The organism is Cupriavidus sp. SZY C1 (assembly GCF_032190535.1).
GTDB classification, from domain to species: Bacteria; Pseudomonadota; Gammaproteobacteria; order Burkholderiales; family Burkholderiaceae; genus Cupriavidus; species Cupriavidus pauculus_C.
Map to the genome: position 1 here is coordinate 244,982 of NZ_JAUANU010000001.1, position 18,130 is coordinate 263,111.

Below are 18,130 nucleotides of genomic sequence, written 5' to 3' on the forward strand. Positions count from 1 at the left end.
ACCGCACGGCCTGCTGCGCATCTGGGGCCGCCTGTCGTCGATCAACGTGCAGAAGGTGGTCTGGTGCGCGCGCGAGCTGCACCTGGACCACGAACGCATCGACATCGGCCACCACAAGGGCGAGCTGGACACGCAGGCGTATGTGCGCCTGAATCCGAACCGGCTGATCCCGGTGATCGAGGATTTCCGGGACACCGACGTGGCCGGCGAGCCATTCGTGCTGTGGGAATCGAATGCGATCGTGCGCTACCTGTGCGCGCGCTACGGCGAGGACACGCTGTGGCCGGCCGACGTCAAGGCGCGTGCGTCGGCCGACCGCTGGATGGACTGGCAGACCACCACGTTCAGCCCGGCGATGGTCCAGGCGTTCCTGCAGACAGTGCGGATGCCGGCCGAGCAGCGCGATGCCGAGGTCATCGCCAGATCGTGCCAGCGCACCGAGCCGCTGGCGCAGATGCTGGACGAGGCGCTGGCCGACCGCGAGTTCATCGGCGGCGACCGCTTCACGATGGCCGACATCTCGCTGGCCTGCGCCGCCCACCGCTGGCTGGGCACGCCGGTGCCCCACGCCTCCCGCCCGAACCTGGAACGCTGGCTGGAGGCCATGCGCGCCCGGCCCGCCGCGATGAGCATCCTGGTACTGCCACTGAAGTAACGGGCGAGCGCCCGCCCAGGGTTGCTCCCCGCTTCCGCGCGCGAGGAAAGCGCATGGCAGCCGACCGCCGTCCTACATCAACCCCAGCAGTCCCGCCCCGCCCCCCAGCGCCACCAGCAGCAGCGGATGGGTCTTCGTCTTCAGCATCAGGCCGACCGTCAGCAGCGTGACCGCGGCGGCGGTCCAGCGGTGGTCGACGCTGCTGGCCAGCACCCAGCCGGTCGACATCAGCAGGCCGATCGTCAGCGCGGACAGGCCGCGCCGGATCAGCACCGGCCACAGCGCGTGGGGCGCGCGGCCCGCGAAGTATTCGAAGCCGAGCGCGATCACGCTGGACGGCCCGCAGATGCCGACCATCGACGCAAACGCGCCGGCCGCCCCGGCCACCTGCCAGCCGAACAGGGCCACGAACAGGATGTTCGGCCCCGGCGACGCCTGCGAGATGGCGTAGAGCGCCGCGAACTGCTCGTCGGTCATCCACTGGCGCGATTCCACGAGGTAGCGGTGCATGTCCGGAATCACGGTGCCGCCACCGCCCACGGCCAGCAGCGAGAGCATGCCGAAATGGCCCAGCAGGTCGCGCAGGATCTCGGGCGCCGCCATCATGCGCCCCGCCGGATCGCGCGGTATTCGAGCACCAGCGCCACCGGCACCAGCACCGCCATTACCGGCAGCAGCGGCCAGCGCAGCCAGCCGATGGCGACGAACGCCGCCACCCCGACCACCACGGCCCGCACCGAGCGCGGCTGGCTCTGGGCCAGCTTGACCCCGGTGGACAGCACCAGCCCGGCCGCCACGGCCGTCATGCCGGCCAGCATCTGCCGCACCTGCGGCACGTCCTGGTAGCGCAGGTAGACGCCCATCACGCAGAGCACCACCACCATCGGCACGAACACCAGCCCGCTGAACGCGGCCACGGCGCCGCGCAGCCCGGCAAAGCGCAGGCCCAGCATCAGCGCGAGGTTGATTACATTGGGGCCCGGCAGCACCTGCCCCATGCTCAGGATCTCCACGAAATCGCGGTCACCGAGCCAGCAGTTGCGCTCGACCACGGACCGCCGCACGAACGGCAGCACGCCGCCGAAACCGGACAGCCCCATGCGGGCGAATTCGAAGAACAGGGTGCGCGCCGTGGGCGGCGGGGCAAGCTCGGGCTCGGCGGCGAGAGGCGTGGCGGACATGATCGTGATGGGGGCGCCTGCCATGCGGAATGCGCAGGGTCCCGACATGGTACGGCAGATGCCGCCCCGCCGCCGCGCACGGGCCATCACGAAACGGCAAGAGGGGATCGCGCGGGGCGATGGGGGGAAGGTGAACCGCTGGCTGGCTCCCCTCGCCGACGAGTGGCAGAGGGGAGCCAGGACGCTGACGGGCAAGCGCGGGCGATTATCCCGCCGCCTTCACCGCCTCCAGCTTCACGTCCTTCAGACGGGGCTCGATGGCCTTGCCCTTGCGGGCGCGCTTGCCGACGTACGGCAGCAGCGTCTTGCCGGCCAGCTTCTGCGGCGGCACCTTGCCGCCGCGCATGCCGGTGCCGGAGATCAGCAGGCCCGGGGCGCCCACGGCCACGGCCTGTTCCAGCGTTTCCTTCGGCTCCAGTTCCATCAGTATCACGCCGCGGCCGCCGGCCGACAGGACCTTGACCTCGTCCAGCCCCACCAGCAGCAGGCGGCCGTTGGCCGAGAAGCACGCCACATGCGTGGCGTCGTCGCCAATCGGGGACGGCTGCAGAATCCGGTCGCCGTCGTCCAGCGTGACGAACGCCTTGCCGGCCTTCTGGCGGCCGATCATGTCGCCCACCTTGGTCACGAAGCCGTTGCCGCCCGCCGTGGCGATCAGCATGCGCTGCTCGGCGCCGCCCGCGAACGCGTGGGCGATCTGCGTGCCGGCGGCCAGGTCGATCAGCGTGGTCACCGGCACGCCGTCGCCGCGCCCGCCCGGCAGGCCCGACACGGCCACCGAATAGACCCGGCCGTTGCTGCCGAAGGCCAGCATCGTGTCCACGGTGCGGCATTCGAACGTCGCATAGAGGCTGTCGCCGGCCTTGAACGTGAACTGCGACGGGTCGTGGCCGTGGCCCTGGCGCGTGCGCACCCAGCCCTTGCCCGACATGATTACCGTCACCGGCTCGTCGATCACCTTCACCTCGGCCGCGGCGCGGCTGGCTTCCTGGATCAGCGTGCGGCGCGGGTCCTTGTCCTCGGGGCTGAACTGCTTGGCGTCCTGCTCGATCTCCTTGATGATCTTGCGGCGCATCATCGTCTCGGACTTCAGCAGCACGTCCAGCTCGGCCTGCTCGTCTCGCAGTTTCGCCAGTTCCTGCTCGATCTTGATCGCCTCCAGCCGCGCCAGCTGGCGCAGGCGGATTTCCAGGATGTCCTCGGCCTGGCGGTCGCTCAGGCGGAACGCCTCGATCAGCGCCGGCTTGGGCTCGTCGCTCTCGCGGATGATGCGGATCACCTCGTCGATGTTCAGCAGCACCAGCATCCGGCCTTCCAGGATGTGGATGCGGTCTTCCACCTTGTTGAGCTGGAAGCGCGAGCGCCGGGTCACCGTCTCGAAGCGGAACTGGATCCACTCGCGCAGGATTTCCTGCAGGCCCTTCTGGCGCGGCCGGCCGTCGGTGCCGATCATCACCAGGTTGATCGGCGCGCCCGATTCCAGGCTGGTATGCGCCAGCAGCGTCTGGATGAACTCCTGCTGGTCGGTGTTCTTGCTCTTGGGCTCGAACACCAGCCGCACCGGCGCGTCCTTGCCCGATTCGTCACGCACGGCGTCCAGCACGCCCAGCAGCGTGGTCTTGAGCTGGGTCTGCTCGGGCGTCAGCGCCTTCTTGCCGGCGCGGATCTTCGGATTGGTGATTTCCTCGATTTCCTCCAGCACCTTCTGCGCCGACGTGTTCGGCGGCAGCTCGGTCACCACCATCTGCCACTGGCCGCGCGCCATCTCCTCGATGGTCCAGCGCGCGCGCACCTTCAGGCTGCCGCGGCCGTTCTCGTAGATCTGGGCAATTTCCGATGCCGGCGAGATGATCTGGCCGCCGCCGGGGTAGTCCGGGCCGGGCAGGATCGCCAGCAGTTCGGCCAGCGAGATGTTCGGGTTGCGGATCATGGCCACCGCGGCGCCCGCCACCTCGCGCAGGTTGTGCGGCGGAATCTCGGTGGCCATGCCCACGGCGATGCCGGACGCGCCGTTGAGCAGCACGAACGGCAGCCGGGCGGGCAGCAGCTTCGGTTCTTCCTCGGACCCGTCGTAGTTGGGCAGGAAATCCACCGTGCCCATGTCGATCTCGTCGAGCAGCAGCCGCGAGATCGGCGTCAGGCGCGCCTCGGTGTAGCGCATGGCCGCCGCGCCGTCGCCGTCGCGCGAGCCAAAGTTGCCTTGGCCGTCGATCAGCGGGTAGCGCAGCGAGAAGTCCTGCGCCAGGCGCACCAGCGCGTCATAGGCCGACTGGTCGCCGTGGGGGTGGAATTTACCCAGCACCTCGCCGACCACGCGGGCCGACTTGACGGGCTTGGCATCGGCGCGCAGCCCCATCGCCTGCATGGCGTAGAGAATGCGGCGCTGCACGGGCTTCTGGCCGTCGGCCACTTCGGGCAGCGCGCGGCCCTTGACCACGCTCACGGCGTAGTCCAGGTAGGCACGCTCGGCGTACCGCGCCAGCGTCAGCGAATCGGCCGGCTCTTCGGGCTGGAACGTAGTATCTGCTTGATCCATGGTGGGCAAGGTTTCGGCGTGCCGGGCGCGGGGCGCCAGGCTTCCGGCAGTTGCAATCAGCGTGGGATTCTAAAGGAAGTGGGTCACAAGGCCGCCGGAAAAAGCGGCCGGACCCGGTTCGGGGCGTGGCGTCAGGGCATCGGCCGGCGGCCGCCGCCGATCACCATGCGCACGCGGTCGGCCGCCACGCCGGTGCGGATCACGCCGCCCGCGCCCGGCTGGCCGCGCTGGTACAGGCGGTAGAACTCCAGCACGGTGCTCACGTACTGGCGCGTCTCCGGATACGGCGGGATCTGGTTGTTGTAGCGCTGCACGGCGCCCTCGCCGGCGTTGTAGGCCGCCAGCACCAGCTCCAGGTTGTCCGGGAACAGCGCCATCAGGAAGCGCAGGTAGCGCACGCCGGCGGCGATGTTCAGCTTCGGGTCCGCCAGCTTCTGCTCGACGGTGCGGCGCTTGTCCGCCGCCACGCCAAAGCGCGCGCCGGTGTCCGGGATGACCTGCATCAGCCCGATGGCGCCCTTGGGCGACACCGCCGACGCATTGAAGCCGCTTTCCACCGCCATCACGGCCTTGACCAGCGCCGGGTCGACGTTCTGGGCGCCGGCCACCTTCTCGATGATCGGCTCGACCGTGCGCATGTTCGGATGGTTCAGCAGGTAGCGGAACAGCTTGTCGCGCTCGGGGCTGGGCTTGTCGCCAAGCGCGATCACGCCGCGGTGCCCCAGGTCGCCCGAATCGAACTGCCCGCCGTCCTTCATGAACAGCTTGTAGCGGTCGTCGAGCCTGGCATCGGCGAAGTGCGCCACGCCGTCGGCATCGATATAGCCCCACAGCGCGGCCTGGGCCGGCACGGCGGCGCAGAGCAGGCCGAGCACGGCCAGCACCCGGGCCAGGCGCCAGGGCCTTGCCGTGCCATGCTGTCGTGCTGTGCGTGCCTGCATCGTCGTCTCTCCCGGGTGTCGGCCGTCAGATGTCGGCTTCCACCTCGTTGCCCTTCTCTTCCAGCCAGGTCCGCCGCTGCGACGCCTCGCCCTTGCCCATCAGCATGTTCATCATGGTGACGGTCTGGGGCAGGTCGAACTCGCCCAGCGCCACCGGCAGCAGCCGGCGCGTGTCGGGGTTCATCGTGGTCTCCCAGAGCTGCTCGGCGCTCATCTCGCCCAGGCCCTTGAAGCGCGAGATCTGCCACGCGCCGTCCTTGACGCCGTCCTTCAGCAGCTTGTCCTGGATGGCTTCGAGCTCGCCTTCGTCCAGCGCGTAGAGCTTCTGCGCCGGCTTCTTGCCGCGCGCCGGCGCGTCCACGCGGAACAGCGGCGGCCGCGCCACGCAGACGTGGCCCAGGTCGATCAGCTTCGGGAAATGGCGGAAGAACAGCGTCAGCAGCAGCACCTGGATATGCGCGCCGTCCACGTCCGCGTCGGACAGGATGCAGATCTTGCCGTAGCGCAGGTTCGACAGGTCGGGCTCGTCGTCGGGGCCGTGGGGGTCCACGCCGATGGCCACGGCAATGTCGTGCACCTCGTTGTTGGCGAACAGGCGGTCGCGCTCGGTTTCCCAGGTATTGAGCACCTTGCCGCGCAGCGGCAGGATGGCCTGGAATTCCTTGTCGCGGCCCATCTTGGCCGAGCCGCCGGCCGAGTCGCCTTCCACCAGGAAGATCTCGTTGCGGGCGATGTCGGTCGATTCGCAGTCGGTCAGCTTGCCAGGCAGCACGGCCACGCCGGAGCCCTTCTTCTTTTCCACCTTCTGCGCGGCGCGCGTGCGGGCCTGGGCCTGGCGGATCACCAGCTCGGCCAGCTTCTTGCCGAAGTCGACGTGGTGGTTGAGCCAGAGCTCCAGCGCCGGGCGGCTGAACGTGGACACCAGGCGCACCGCGTCGCGGCTGTTCAGGCGTTCCTTGATCTGGCCCTGGAACTGCGGGTCCAGCACCTTGGCCGACAGCACGAACGAGGCGCGCGCGAACACGTCCTCGCTCATCAGCTTCACGCCCTTGGGCTGCAGCGAGTGCATCTCGATGAAGCTCTTGACGGCCAGGAACAGGCCCTCGCGCAGGCCCGACTCATGGGTACCGCCGGCCGGCGTGGGAATCAGGTTCACGTACGACTCGCGCACCGGGGCGCCGTCCTCGGTCCAGGCGACGACCCACGACGCGCCCTCGCCCTCGGCAAACCCTTCCTCGCCGGCGTTCCTGTCGGGATCGGCAAAGTGCTCGCCCTCGAACATCGGAATCACCAGCTCGGCGCCGCTGCCCTGGGCCAACGCTTCCACCAGGTAGCCCTTCAGGCCCTGCTCGTACTGCCAGACGGTCTGCTCGCCGGTCTTTTCCAGCACCAGCGTGACCTTGACGCCCGGCAGCAGCACGGCCTTGGAGCGCAGCAGGCGCTGCAGCTCGGCCATGGGGATCGCGGCGGAATCGAAATACCTGGCGTCCGGCCAGACCTGCACGCGCGTGCCGTTCTTCTTCTCGCCGCGCTCCAGCTTGCGCGATGCCAGCGGGCGGGTCACCTCGCCGCCGTGCTCGAAGGTCAGCGTGGACTGCGCGCCATCGCGCCAGACCGTGACGTCCAGCCGCGTGGCCAGCGCATTGGTCACCGACACGCCCACGCCATGCAGGCCGCCCGAGAACGCGTAGGCGCCGCCCTTGCCCTTGTCGAACTTGCCGCCCGCGTGCAGGCGGGTGAAGACGATTTCCACCACGGGCACGCCTTCCTCGGGGTGGATGCCCACCGGGATGCCGCGGCCGTCGTCTTCCACGCTGATGCTGCCGTCCTTGTGCAGCGTGACCAGGATCTCGGAGCCGTGGCCGCCCAGCGCCTCGTCCGAGGCATTGTCGATCACCTCCTGCACGATATGCAGCGGGTTGTCGGTCCGGGTGTACATGCCGGGCCGTTGCTTGACCGGCTCCAGGCCCTTCAGGACCCGGATGGAAGATTCGCTGTACTGACTGGTTTTGCTCGCCATGGAGTCGATACGGATAGTAGGGGTGGCCGTGCGCGGCCACGTTGCGCTGCATTGTAATGGATGGGCGCGGCGGCCCCGTGGCGGACCGCCGGCCACCTGCATCGGCCCCAACACGAAATCGGTGCCGGGCTTAAACTAAGCGGCCATTTAATGTCATCCCCCGCCATCCGGGCACGGCGCCCCCACGCCCCCGCCGGACCGCATCGAAAACAATAGAGACAATACCGAGCCCGACATGACCGACCGCAAACTCTCCCTGACCACCGTGCTCGTGTGCGGTGGCCTGCTCGTCACCCTGTCCATGGGCATCCGGCATGGCTTTGGCCTGTTCAACCTGCCGATCACCCAGACCCACGGCTGGAACCGCGAGACGTTTGCGTTCGCGCTGGCGCTACAGAACCTGATGTGGGGCGCCAGCCAGCCCATTGCCGGCGCGCTGGCCGACAAGTTCGGCGCGGTGCGGATCATGATCGTCGGCGTGGCGCTGTACGTGGCCGGGCTGATCGTGATGGCGCTGGCCACCAGCGGCACCGCGTTTGCCACCGGCGCCGGGGTGCTGATCGGCATCGCCCAGTCGGGCACGACCTACAGCGTGGTCTATGGCGTGATTGGCCGCGTGGCCAGCGCCGAGAAGCGCGTCTGGGCGATGGGCATCGCGGCGGCGGCCGGCTCGTTCGGGCAGTTCCTGATGATCCCGGTCGAGCAGACGCTGATTTCCACGGCCGGCTGGCAGAACGCGCTGTTCATCCTGGCCTTCCTGGCGTGCTTCATGCTGCCGCTGGCGCTGACGCTGCGCGAGCCGAAGATGGTGGCCAGCACGACCGGCCACCAGCAGAGCATCGGCGAGGCCACGCGCGAGGCGTTTGGCAACCGCAACTTCCAGTTGCTGACGCTGGGCTACTTTGTCTGCGGGTTCCAGGTGGTGTTTATCGGCGTGCACCTGACGCCGTACCTGAAGGATCGGGGGCTGGTCGACATCAAGATCGCCACCGTGGCGCTGGCGCTGATCGGGCTGTTCAACGTGTTCGGCACCTACACGGCCGGCGCGATGGGCCAGCGGATGCCCAAGCGCTACTTGCTGTCGTCGATCTACATCGCGCGGTCCGTCGTCATCGCCGGCTACCTGCTGCTGCCGCTGAGCGCCTGGAGCACGTGGATCTTTGCCGCGCTGATGGGCTTGCTGTGGCTGTCCACGGTGCCGCTGACCAACGGCATCATCGCGCAGGTGTTCGGCGTGAAATACCTGTCGATGCTGTCCGGCGTGGTGTTCTTCTCGCACCAGATCGGCAGTTTCCTGGGCGCCTGGCTGGGCGGCTACCTGTACGACCGCACCGGCAGCTACAACATCGTCTGGATGCTGGCCATTGCCCTGGGCGTGGTGGCGGCGCTAGTCAACCTGCCGATCCGCGAGCAGGCGCTGGTGCGCCCGCAGCCGGCCGGAGCCTGACATGGCCTGGGCAAAGGGCCTCGGCTTCGTGGCGCTGGCGGCGGTGCTGACGCTGGGCTTCCTGGCCTACCTGCGCCCGGCGTTCATGGTGGACCTGACGAACATGGTGCTGGCCTGGTGTGGCTAGCCAGCCAGGGCAGCAAATCCCTCAGCCCTCGCCCTTCGTCTTCTTCTCCAGCACTTCCCAGCGCTCCAGCGCTTCCAGCAGTTCCATCTCGATCTCATCGTGGCGCGTGGCCAGTTCGGTGGCGCGGGCGGGGTCGGTGGCGTAGAGCGTGCCGTCGGCGAGCTGGTCGGCCAGCGTCTTCTGTTCGGCTTCCAGCGCCGCGATGCGCTCGGGCAGGCCGTCCAGTTCGCGCTGTTCCTTGTATGACAGCTTGACCGTCCGGTTGGCGCCGCGGGCGTCGCGCGTGCTGGCCTTCGGCGCCTCGGCCGGCTTGGGCTCGGCCTTCGGCTGCAGTGTCTGGGCCCGCGCGGACTGCTGTTCCCAGTCCGAGTAGCCGCCCACGGACTCGCGCCACTGGCCGTCGCCTTCGGCGGCGATGGTCGACGTCACCACGTTGTCCAGGAACGCGCGGTCGTGCGATACCAGGAACACCGTGCCGCTGTAGTCCTGCAACAGTTCCTCAAGCAGTTCGAGCGTGTCGATGTCGAGGTCGTTGGTCGGCTCGTCCAGCACCAGCACGTTGGCCGGGCGGGCGAACAGCCGCGCCAGCAGCAGCCGGTTGCGCTCGCCGCCGGACAGCGACTTGACCGGCGAGCGCGCGCGTTCCGGCGCGAACAGGAAGTCGCCCAGGTAGCTCATCACGTGCTTGCGCTGGCCGTTGACCTCCACCCAGTCGCTGCCGGGGCTGATCGTGTCGGCCAGCGACTTTTCCAGGTCCAGCGCGGTACGCATCTGGTCGAAATAGGCCACCTGCAGGTTGCTGCCGTTGCGCACGGTGCCGGCGTCGGGCGCCAGGTCGCCCAGGATCAGCCGCAGCAGCGTGGTCTTGCCCGCGCCGTTCGGGCCGATCAGGCCAACCTTGTCGCCGCGCATGATCGTGGCGGTGAAATCGCGCACCACGGCCTTGTCGGCATAGGCTTTCGACACGTCGATCAGTTCGGCGACGATCTTGCCGGAGCGGTCGGCCTGCGACACTTCCAGCTTGACGTTGCCCTGCACCTCGCGGCGCTGCGCGCGCTCGTCGCGCATGGCGTGCAGCCGCTGCACCCTGGCCACGCTGCGCGTGCGGCGGGCTTCCACGCCCTTGCGGATCCAGACTTCCTCCTGCGCCAGCAGCTTGTCGAACTTGGCCTGCTCCACGGCCTCATTGGCCAGCAGTTCGGCCTTGCGGGCCTGGTATGCCGCGAAATTGCCGGGGAACGACAGCAGCTTGCCGCGATCCAGTTCGACGATGCGCGTGGCCACGCGGTCCAGGAACGCGCGGTCGTGGGTAATCAGCAGCACGCTGCCGCGAAAGCCCAGCAGCAGGTCCTCCAGCCAGCGGATGGCGGCCACGTCAAGGTGGTTGGTCGGTTCGTCGAGCAGCAGGATGTCGGGCTCGGCCACCAGCCCCTGCGCCAGCGCCACGCGCTTCTGCAGCCCGCCGGACAGCGCGTCCACGCGCACGTGCGGGTCCAGGTCCAGCCGGGCCAGCGTGGTCTCCACGCGGGTGCGCAGCGTCCAGGCGTCGGCGGCGTCCAGTTCGGCCTGCACGCGATGCAACTCGGCCAGCGTGGCCTCGTCGTGATGGGTGTCGAGCTTGGCCAGCGCGGCGTCGTAGCGCTGCAGCAGGTCGTGCGCCTGACCCATGCCCTGGCTGACGGCGTCGAACACGGTCAGCCCCGGCGCGAATTGTGGCTCCTGCGCAACATAGGCGGAGGTCACGCCGCTCTGCCGGGCGATCAGGCCGTCGTCGGGCGCGGACATGCCGGCCACGATCCGCAGCAGCGATGACTTGCCGCTGCCGTTGCGGCCGATCAGGCCAACGCGTTCGCCGGCTTCGAGCGAGAAATCGGTATGGTCGAGCAATGCCACGTGGCCAAAGGCCAGTTGGGCATCGGTAATGGAAAACAGGGCCATGGTGGTGCGAGGACGGATGAGCCGCCGGACGCCCAGAGACGGGCGCCGCGCAACGGGCAGGCCCGAATTGTAGACGAGCCGCGCGCGCGGGCCGGCGGCGGGCCGCGCAAAAGAAAAGGCCCGTTCGCCTGAACGGGCCCCAAGAGTCTCTCCTCGGTGCCCTGCTCGCAAGGCACGTCTGAAGGATAGCCAGCGGCGCTGCAAGGCAGAAGTCGGACAAATCCGTAAGGGAAAGTCCCCGTCAACCGGCGCCGCGCCCGGGCGTTGCGCGGCGGGGACGTCCGAACGCTGCCACTAGACCGCGCAGTTGTGCCGTGCCGGGCGCCCGTGGAACAATCCGCCATCAGAATTCTCCGAACGCACAACGCCTCAGCAGCACCGCAGTACCGGGCAGTCTTAGAGCCGGAACCATCCGGCCAGCGGTGGCCAACGCGCCGCCAGGGTTGTTTCCAGAACCATTTTCGACGGGTGTCACTCATGACCAATTCGGGCCTGCCGTGCCGTGCCTCGCTCCGGGGCATGGCGTCTGTCGTATTTTCCCTAGCCACCCTGCTCTGCACGCCGGCCCTGCCGGGCGCGCAGGCCGCCACGCCGAACTCGGTGGTGCTGCGCATCCAGCAGACCGGCGCCATCCGCATTGCGCACCGCGAGAGTTCGGTGCCGTTCTCGTTCGTGGTCGACGGCAAGCCGATGGGCTACGCCGTGGACCTGTGCCTGAAGGTGGCCGACGCCGTGCGCACCCAGCTGAAGCTGCCGCAGTTGCGCGTGGAATGGGTGCCGGTCACGCCGGCATCGCGCATCCCCGCCATCGTCGACGGCAAGGCCGACCTGGAGTGCGGATCGACGACCAACAACCGCGAACGGCGCGACCTGGTGGCGTTCACCATCCCGCACTACATCGCCGGCAGCCGCATGCTGGTGAAGGCCGACTCGGGCATCCGCAAGTGGGGCGACCTGCGCGGCAAGACCGTGGTGTCGACCACCAAGACCACGCCGCTGGAAATGCTGCGCAAGATGGACGAGTCCGGCGCGATGGGCTGGAAGGTGGTGGAAGCCAAGGACCACGCCGAGGCGTTCTCGATGGTGGAATCAGGCAAGGCCGACGCGTTCGTGATGGACGACGTGCTGCTGTTCGGCCTGCGCGCCAACGCCCGCAACCCCGCCGGGCTGGCCGTGACCGGCGACCTGCTGACGATCGAGCCGTACGCGATCATGCTGTCGAAGCACGACGCCGAGTTCAAGAAGATCGTCGACCGCGCGCTGATTGCGTCGATCTACGACCAGGAGACGCAGAGGCTGTACCGCAAATGGTTCCAGCAGCCCATCCCGCCCAACGGCATCACGCTGGACATTCCGATGAGCTACCTGCTGCGCGACTCGTTCAAGTTCCCGAGCGACAAGGTGGCGGACTGACCGGCTGGCCTGCCGGCCGGCGGGGCGGCCGTGCGAAGGGGCCCGGGCCGGAGCGTCTTGCATAATAGGCGTTCCGGGCGGCGTATCGATCGCTTTTTGGCGATGGCTGCCGCCCGCCGGCTTCGCCCTTCCCTGTTTTGCCGCCCTTCCCTCGCCCCAGCCATGAACGGATACGTACTCCTCGCCCTGGCCATCGTCGCCGAAGTCATCGCCACCAGCAGCCTCAAGGCCGCCGAGAATTTCACGCGGCTCTGGCCCAGCGTGCTGGTGGTGACGGGCTACGTGGCCGCGTTCTGGCTGCTGATGCAGGTGATGAAGACCGTGCCGGTGGGCGTGGCCTATGCGATCTGGTCGGGCGCGGGCATCGTGCTGGTCACGCTGATCGCCGTGGTGCTGTACCGGCAGGTGCCAGACCTGGCAGCGGTGGTCGGCATCGCGCTGATCATCGCCGGCGTGGCCGTGATCCAGCTTTTCTCGAAGATGAGCCACTGACCCAGGGCCGGTCAGCTCTTGGGCGGCAGCGTCCGCAGCAGGCGGTTCACCTGGACCAGCGTCTCGCACTCGTCGGCCTTGCGCTTGCGGCGCTGGTCGATGATGTCCAGCAACGCCCGCACCTGGCCGTTCTTGGCCTCGCAGGCTTCCCGGGTGTCCTTGGGACAAACCACGTCGATCTCGCCGCGCAGGCTCTCCTGGACGATATCGATCAGCGCGGTGCAGCCGGAGGTATCGTTCAAGGCCGGATCGGACGCCGGCTGCGCCGCCAGCGCAAAGGCTGCGGCGAACATGGCAGGCGCTGGCAACCAGCGCGCGGGCGTCCGGAACAATCGCATGGATGGGCAGGAAAGAAGTCTCGCCCGCCGCGGCTGCGGCGTGCGGGCTACATCATAGCGGGTTGTGGGATTCGGATTGGGGGAAATGGGGGGCAAAGGCGGTTGCCGACCACCCCTGTGGTAGATTCTGTTGCTCGCAAGTTCAGAACCGTATTCGCATATGACGCAGGCCGGGGCGCCCCCGCATAGGTACCGTAGCGCAGTTCGCCTGCTGGCGGCGATGGCAGCGGCTGGAGGACTGGCAGGTGCGCTGTATGGCGCCATGTCGCCGGAACGATGGCCCGCCTCGCTGGCCATCCAGTTGCCGCAGGTCGGCACGGGCATGGCGCTGATGGATCCGGACACGGTCACGCATCGCATCAATATTCCCGACTTTGCCGACGACGTCCTGCGCGCCGTCCCGGCACAAACCCACGTCGACGCCAGGCTGTTCCGCAAGACGCTGCGCGCCGAAAAGGCGCGGGGGTCGGACATCATCACGGTGAGGGTTCAGGGCCACTCGCCCCAGGACGCCCGCGTGCTGGCCGAGACAGTGGTCGGCGTCCTGCAGCGGGAGCATGCCGAAGACCTGGCCAAGGCCCGGGCGTTCCGGGAGAAGGCGCTTGCTGGCGCCGAAGCCGAGCTGGCGGCCGCACAGGCGGCGCGCCAGAAGATCATGGATTCCGCCCGCTCCACGCCGGACGTCAGGCTGGCTATTTTGCTGTCCGCCAATGGCCGCGAGGTCGAACTGCTACGCAAGCGGCGCGACGAGTTGCGCGATCAGCTTTCTCCGATGCGCACGTTCAACACGCGGGCCATTGCGCCGGTCAGCGTGGCCGCGCATCCCCTGAAGGAATCGATGCCGATCTGCGCGTTCATCGGGGCCGCCGCGGCAACGTTGCTGTGGGGCGCCCTGATGCTGTTCCGCAAGCGGGAGGCTGCGACAGAGGATGGCGACCTATCGTGCCAGGTCAGGTGAAGCGAACAGTTGTCCGGTTGACCCTTCCTCCGGCACCAGGCTGCCGCTTTCGATCCGCTCCATGCGCAGCGCCTCGTTGAAATGCAGGTAGTAGTCTTCCGCCCGCTGGCGGCCGTCGCCGGCATAGCCGGTCCAGGCTTGCTCCAGGTAGGACTGGTACGGCAGATAGGGCTCCATCCCCGGCCAGAGGATCAGCTTGGCGAATACCGCCAGGCTCAGGCCATACACGGCAAGGTACTCCACCCGCATGCGGACCTGCGGCAGCGTGTGCCAGCGCCGTGCCAGCATGACGATCTGCGCCACGATCACGAAATAGTGCAAGCGGTTCCACAGCAGCGGCCATTCCGGGATCAGTGCCTGGGCGATCACCATCATCATCATGGAACCGATCAGGACCGTCTCGATGCGCGATGAGGGGTCGTAGGTCCGGCTCAGGAATAGGAAGATCGCCGTGTGCATCACGAAGTACGCCGCGGCCGTCACGCTGAATCCGGGCGACGGGGCCAGCGCGGCATAGCCGGCGAGTTTGCCGGCGATGAACGCATTGGGAATCAGGCCCGCGATGGCCTGCAGCATCCAGAACATGCTGATGCCCGACAGCAGCACCAGTGTCAGCCCGCCGACGATCCAGTAACGCCACGCCAGCAGCCGACGCCAGATCGCCGTGAAGAAGATCGGCAGGAACAGCAGCAGCGAGTACTGGATGAACGTGCCCATGGCCAGCCAGAGCGCGGCCCTTGCCAGCCGGCGCCGGTCGAAGGCCATGATGGCCAGCATCAGGAAGGAGACGGCCAGCGACTGCCGGATCACGGCCATCTGGACTACCAGATAGGCCCAGCTGAAGTAAATGGCGAGACCGACCGCAATATTGGTGCGGGTGTACTGGAAGAACCGGATCAATACCGCGCCATTGAACAGAGCCACCACGAAAAACAGCGTCTGGATGTCGGCGTCGAACGATTTCAGCGTCGAAAGCAGAAGCAGGAACAGCGGCTCCATCAGCCGGACGGTGTCCTGCAAGACCGCGCCGTTGAAGAGGTCGACAAGCGCGGGCGCCTCGCTGAGCGCAAGCTCATATACGGGCCAGTCGAAACCCGTTTCGTAACGGGTGCCGGCCAGTAATACGAAGGCGACGAAGACGACGCAAAGCAGCAGAAAATCGGTGCGTTTCCGGAACAACGCGATGGTTGCACCGCCCCAGAACAGGGTCAGCGCGGCAATGTACGGCAGCATGGTTATCTCTTTCGTGCCGCGATCACAAAGTCGACTAACGCGCACAGGCTGACCGCGGCCAGCGCCACGGCGCCAGCCGAGCAGGCAACAATGACGGACAAAACGTATCTCCGGATGTGTATGCCTGAATTGTACCGGTTCGCTTACATTGCAGTAGTTTTACGATACCAGTCTGAGCGGTTAGGGATCGTCGGCCTGGTATCTAGCCGTCGTTCTGCGCCCCAGCAAGTGCACCAAGACGCTGGCGCAATGCCCGGACCATGCGGTTGGTCCGCTCGGGGGCACTGCCGCAATTGAGATGCAGGCCGGTATTGAAGAAAGCCGACTTGGGAAAGGTGTAGTCGAACGGTGCGCCGACGGTTTCCAGCCCCGCCTTCTGCAGGCCGGACCAGAGGGTATGGATGGCACGCTGGAAGACCGGGTTCCGGGTGTAATCGTCGTCCAGCATCACGGGCGGGAACACGTAGACGGCCACGCCGCGCGCGCGCATCGTCGCCACGAAATCCAGGACAAAGCGCAGGCTTGCCGGATGGATCTTGCCGTCGGCGGGAACGTCATACTGGCTCGTGATGGGCGCGACATTGCTTTCGCAGGTGTTTCTCATATCCCCATGACCGGTCATGTTGAGGTACGAGTACGAGAACTCCTTCGTCTGCGCTGCCACCTCGTCCCACTTCTTCATCGCGGTAGCCTCGTCATCGAGCTTGCGCCAGGGATGCTCCTTCAGCAGCCTCGCGCTGTCTTCCTTTGCGACGATGTTGCGATAGAGCGCAGGCGCCGACACCGCGGAGACATACTGCAGCTTGCGCAGCGGCGGTAGCGCATCGTAGTAACGGCCATCCCATGCCACCATCTGGTCAACGAACCAGTCATTGGGCTCCCGGTAGTCGAAGGCGTAGTACCCCCACCACAGCGGCAATACGACTACGTCACCGGCCCGCGCATTGCGGACAGCCATGCTGAGGATCCAGTCGAGCGGCAGGCCTGCGTGCAGCCCCATGTTGATGACGGGACGACCCAGGCTCTTCTCGGCCAGTTCGCTATCGAAACCGAACAGCACGTTCGAGTCACCCGCCACGAGCACCCGGCGCCCCGGTGTCCGGTCCGAGATTCTGTTTTTCAGTCGGGCCCAGTTCTCCACGTCGTAGGACGCCAGAATCGGCGCCCCGAATTGATACCGGAACAGGGCGTAATAGGCGACCGCCAGCACTGCCATGGCCAGCGCGAACGACAGGACAAACAATCGCGTGCTTTTCATGTCAGAACTGGAAATAGAGGAACGGGCTGATGACATTGGTGCCGAACTGAGTCAGCAGGCTGGCGGACAGCACAACCGCCACCACGACGGCCCCGCCGACGAACAACATGCGGACGACGCGCGCGCCCTCGGCGTCTTTCACGCTTGCGCGGGTCTCGAGCAAGTCAATGAACTCATAGGCATTCGGGAACAGCCACACGATGGCGCACGAGACAAAGAGATAGCCCGCGAAAGCGACGGGGCTGGTCTTGAACACATCGCCCCATTGCGCCTCCGCCGCCAGCCCCGCCATTGCCGCCAGCAAGGAGTTCGCGGTCTCCATGCCCGGAGCACGGAAATAGACCCACGCCACGACGACGCTCACGAAAGTGAGCGCCACGCCGGCGGCACGCGCCAGGGTCTGTGGCACCCGCCCCTCCATGCCTAGCCGACCGACGACCCACCGGAACCCGTGGTTCACGCACAGCAGCCCGCCATGAATGGCACCCCAGGCAATGAAAGTCCACGCCGCCCCGTGCCACAGGCCGCCGAGCACCATGGTGGCCAGCAGGTTGAAGTACCGGCGCACCTGACCGTGCTGGTTGCCGCCAAGCGGGATATAGAGATAGTCGCGCAGGAACTGCGACAGCGTCATATGCCAGCGGCGCCAGAAGTCGATGATGTTTTGGGCCTTGTATGGCGAGTTGAAGTTGATGGGCAACCGGATGCCGAACAGCATCGACAAGCCCACCGCCATGTCCGAATAGCCCGAAAAATCGAAGTAGATCTGGAACGTGTAGGCCAGCGCGCCGGCCCAGGCGCCCACCATCCCGACCGGATTGCCGTGCGCGGCAGTCGCAAAAGCCGCATCTGCGTAGTGGCTGATCGGGTCGGCAATCAGCAGCTTCTTGCTCATGCCGATCGTGAATAGCAAGACGCCGACCGCAAGATCGCGCGACCGTATCCGGTAGACAGCGGGGTCGGCAAACTGCGGCATCATCTGCCCGTGGTGCAGCACGGGACCGGCAATGAGGTGCGGGAACCAGGTGACGAACAACAGGTAGCGGACGAAGTTGAATTCGCGCGCCTTGCCCTTCCAGGCATCCACCAGGAACGCAATCTGCGTGAAGGTGAAGAATGAAATGCCAATCGGAAGGATGATGTTGAGCGCATGGGCATGGCCGCCCAGCGGGTTGATCACCTGCAACAGGAAGAAGTTGGCGTACTTGTAATAAGCCAGCAGCCCGAGGTCCGCGACGATCCCGAAGACCAGCGCCCGTTTCGCCCACGGCGACCCCAGGCGCGTGATGGCGTAGCCGACGGCGTAGTTGAAAGCGATGGAGCCCAGAAGCAATGGAACGTGCTTCAGGCTCCAGTACCCGTAGAAGAATACGGAAGCTGCCGCCAGCCAACCGGCGGCCAGGCCGCGGTGAATCCGGCCCAGCAGAAAGAAGCCCGCCAGGACAATTGGCAGATACGCGAAAACGAACGCGAACGAGGTGAATAGCACTCCAACCCTTGTTTTTGGATATTTTTGGCAGGGCAGGATTGTATCTGCATCCGTACTATTACAAACCTGTTACAGGCTGGATTCATTGTGCAGAGCGGCCAATT

At 66.9% G+C, this 18,130-nt stretch carries 16 protein-coding genes; 6 read left to right on the plus strand and 10 right to left on the minus strand.

Translation table 11 applies throughout. From position 1 onward, the window contains the following. Positions 1-10: 10 nt before the first annotated feature. The gene (locus QTN24_RS01155; RefSeq protein WP_313835377.1) at positions 11-655 is read left to right on the plus strand and encodes a glutathione S-transferase; all 645 of its coding nucleotides are present in this window, start codon (positions 11-13) and stop codon (positions 653-655) included. A gap of 72 nt (positions 656-727) precedes the next feature. Here QTN24_RS01155 and QTN24_RS01160 read toward each other — a convergent pair whose 3' ends face one another. The 5 genes from QTN24_RS01160 to QTN24_RS01180 all read right to left on the minus strand — a co-directional run bounded on the left by QTN24_RS01160 (position 728) and on the right by QTN24_RS01180 (position 7,333). Then, positions 728-1,258: a chromate transporter gene (locus QTN24_RS01160; RefSeq protein ID WP_124685074.1), complete on the minus strand. Its 531-nt coding sequence runs from the start codon at positions 1,256-1,258 to the stop codon at positions 728-730. Then, on the minus strand, positions 1,258-1,836 hold the full coding sequence (locus QTN24_RS01165) for a chromate transporter (RefSeq protein WP_313835378.1): 579 nt from the start codon (positions 1,834-1,836) through the stop codon (positions 1,258-1,260). Before QTN24_RS01165 ends, QTN24_RS01160 begins: the two co-directional genes overlap by 1 nt. A gap of 205 nt (positions 1,837-2,041) precedes the next feature. Further along, positions 2,042-4,372: a DNA topoisomerase IV subunit A gene (parC, locus tag QTN24_RS01170; RefSeq protein ID WP_124683744.1), complete on the minus strand. Its 2,331-nt coding sequence runs from the start codon at positions 4,370-4,372 to the stop codon at positions 2,042-2,044. A 131-nt stretch (positions 4,373-4,503) separates the two neighbouring features. Next, positions 4,504-5,313 (minus strand): lytic transglycosylase domain-containing protein, encoded by an 810-nt coding sequence (locus tag QTN24_RS01175; protein WP_124683743.1) that lies wholly within the window; start codon positions 5,311-5,313, stop codon positions 4,504-4,506. 25 nt (positions 5,314-5,338) lie between these two features. Beyond that, a complete protein-coding gene (locus tag QTN24_RS01180) occupies positions 5,339-7,333 on the minus strand; it encodes a DNA topoisomerase IV subunit B (RefSeq protein WP_313835045.1) in 1,995 nt (664 codons plus the stop codon). Positions 7,334-7,568: 235 nt separating this feature from the next. Between QTN24_RS01180 and QTN24_RS01185 the strand changes: the two genes are divergently transcribed. Further along, entirely contained in the window at positions 7,569-8,780 is a 1,212-nt protein-coding gene (locus tag QTN24_RS01185; protein ID WP_313835046.1) for an MFS transporter, read from the plus strand. Position 8,781: 1 nt separating this feature from the next. Further along, positions 8,782-8,907, plus strand: a complete 126-nt coding sequence (locus QTN24_RS01190) for a hypothetical protein (protein WP_258096258.1) — start codon at positions 8,782-8,784, stop codon at positions 8,905-8,907. 21 nt (positions 8,908-8,928) lie between these two features. Here QTN24_RS01190 and abc-f read toward each other — a convergent pair whose 3' ends face one another. After that, complete coding sequence (gene abc-f, locus QTN24_RS01195) at positions 8,929-10,845, minus strand: ribosomal protection-like ABC-F family protein (protein ID WP_313835047.1); 1,917 nt, start codon at positions 10,843-10,845, stop codon at positions 8,929-8,931. Between the two features lie 519 nt (positions 10,846-11,364). On the opposite strand from abc-f, the gene QTN24_RS01200 reads away from it, so the two are divergent. After that, the gene (locus tag QTN24_RS01200; RefSeq protein WP_409558962.1) at positions 11,365-12,258 is read left to right on the plus strand and encodes an amino acid ABC transporter substrate-binding protein; all 894 of its coding nucleotides are present in this window, start codon (positions 11,365-11,367) and stop codon (positions 12,256-12,258) included. 162 nt (positions 12,259-12,420) lie between these two features. After that, positions 12,421-12,750: a DMT family transporter gene (locus QTN24_RS01205; RefSeq protein ID WP_313835048.1), complete on the plus strand. Its 330-nt coding sequence runs from the start codon at positions 12,421-12,423 to the stop codon at positions 12,748-12,750. Between the two features lie 11 nt (positions 12,751-12,761). Here the strand turns inward: QTN24_RS01205 and QTN24_RS01210 are convergent, their stop codons facing one another. Continuing rightward, positions 12,762-13,043 carry a hypothetical protein gene (locus QTN24_RS01210; protein WP_253699803.1) on the minus strand — a complete coding sequence of 94 codons (282 nt, stop codon included), beginning with the start codon at positions 13,041-13,043 and terminating at the stop codon, positions 12,762-12,764. Between the two features lie 265 nt (positions 13,044-13,308). On the opposite strand from QTN24_RS01210, the gene QTN24_RS01215 reads away from it, so the two are divergent. Further along, a complete protein-coding gene (locus QTN24_RS01215) occupies positions 13,309-14,046 on the plus strand; it encodes a hypothetical protein (RefSeq protein WP_313835049.1) in 738 nt (245 codons plus the stop codon). Here the strand turns inward: QTN24_RS01215 and QTN24_RS01220 are convergent. The 3 genes from QTN24_RS01220 to QTN24_RS01230 all read right to left on the minus strand — a co-directional run bounded on the left by QTN24_RS01220 (position 14,026) and on the right by QTN24_RS01230 (position 18,026). Beyond that, positions 14,026-15,279, minus strand: a complete 1,254-nt coding sequence (locus QTN24_RS01220; RefSeq protein WP_313835050.1) for an EpsG family protein — start codon at positions 15,277-15,279, stop codon at positions 14,026-14,028. The two genes, QTN24_RS01215 and QTN24_RS01220, sit on opposite strands and share 21 nt — an antisense overlap. 202 nt (positions 15,280-15,481) lie before the next feature. Continuing rightward, a complete protein-coding gene (locus QTN24_RS01225) occupies positions 15,482-16,537 on the minus strand; it encodes a hypothetical protein (protein WP_313835051.1) in 1,056 nt (351 codons plus the stop codon). A gap of 1 nt (position 16,538) precedes the next feature. After that, positions 16,539-18,026, minus strand: coding sequence for an MBOAT family O-acyltransferase (locus QTN24_RS01230; protein ID WP_313835052.1), 1,488 nt, complete (start codon positions 18,024-18,026; stop codon positions 16,539-16,541). Positions 18,027-18,130 lie beyond the last annotated feature (104 nt).

What these genes read in the sequence shown, in the direction of transcription:
- QTN24_RS01160 (WP_124685074.1), bottom strand. Translation starts at nt 1,258, where the DNA reads ATGGCGGCGCCCGAGATCCTGCGCGACCTGCTGGGCCATTTCGGCATG.
- QTN24_RS01165 (WP_313835378.1), bottom strand. Translation starts at nt 1,836, where the DNA reads ATGTCCGCCACGCCTCTCGCCGCCGAGCCCGAGCTTGCCCCGCCGCCC.
- parC (WP_124683744.1), bottom strand. Translation starts at nt 4,372, where the DNA reads ATGGATCAAGCAGATACTACGTTCCAGCCCGAAGAGCCGGCCGATTCG.
- QTN24_RS01175 (WP_124683743.1), bottom strand. Translation starts at nt 5,313, where the DNA reads ATGCAGGCACGCACAGCACGACAGCATGGCACGGCAAGGCCCTGGCGC.
- QTN24_RS01180 (WP_313835045.1), bottom strand. Translation starts at nt 7,333, where the DNA reads ATGGCGAGCAAAACCAGTCAGTACAGCGAATCTTCCATCCGGGTCCTG.
- QTN24_RS01185 (WP_313835046.1), top strand. Translation starts at nt 7,569, where the DNA reads ATGACCGACCGCAAACTCTCCCTGACCACCGTGCTCGTGTGCGGTGGC.
- QTN24_RS01190 (WP_258096258.1), top strand. Translation starts at nt 8,782, where the DNA reads ATGGCCTGGGCAAAGGGCCTCGGCTTCGTGGCGCTGGCGGCGGTGCTG.
- abc-f (WP_313835047.1), bottom strand. Translation starts at nt 10,845, where the DNA reads ATGGCCCTGTTTTCCATTACCGATGCCCAACTGGCCTTTGGCCACGTG.
- QTN24_RS01200 (WP_409558962.1), top strand. Translation starts at nt 11,365, where the DNA reads ATGGCGTCTGTCGTATTTTCCCTAGCCACCCTGCTCTGCACGCCGGCC.
- QTN24_RS01205 (WP_313835048.1), top strand. Translation starts at nt 12,421, where the DNA reads ATGAACGGATACGTACTCCTCGCCCTGGCCATCGTCGCCGAAGTCATC.
- QTN24_RS01210 (WP_253699803.1), bottom strand. Translation starts at nt 13,043, where the DNA reads ATGTTCGCCGCAGCCTTTGCGCTGGCGGCGCAGCCGGCGTCCGATCCG.
- QTN24_RS01215 (WP_313835049.1), top strand. Translation starts at nt 13,309, where the DNA reads ATGGCAGCGGCTGGAGGACTGGCAGGTGCGCTGTATGGCGCCATGTCG.
- QTN24_RS01220 (WP_313835050.1), bottom strand. Translation starts at nt 15,279, where the DNA reads ATGCTGCCGTACATTGCCGCGCTGACCCTGTTCTGGGGCGGTGCAACC.
- QTN24_RS01225 (WP_313835051.1), bottom strand. Translation starts at nt 16,537, where the DNA reads ATGAAAAGCACGCGATTGTTTGTCCTGTCGTTCGCGCTGGCCATGGCA.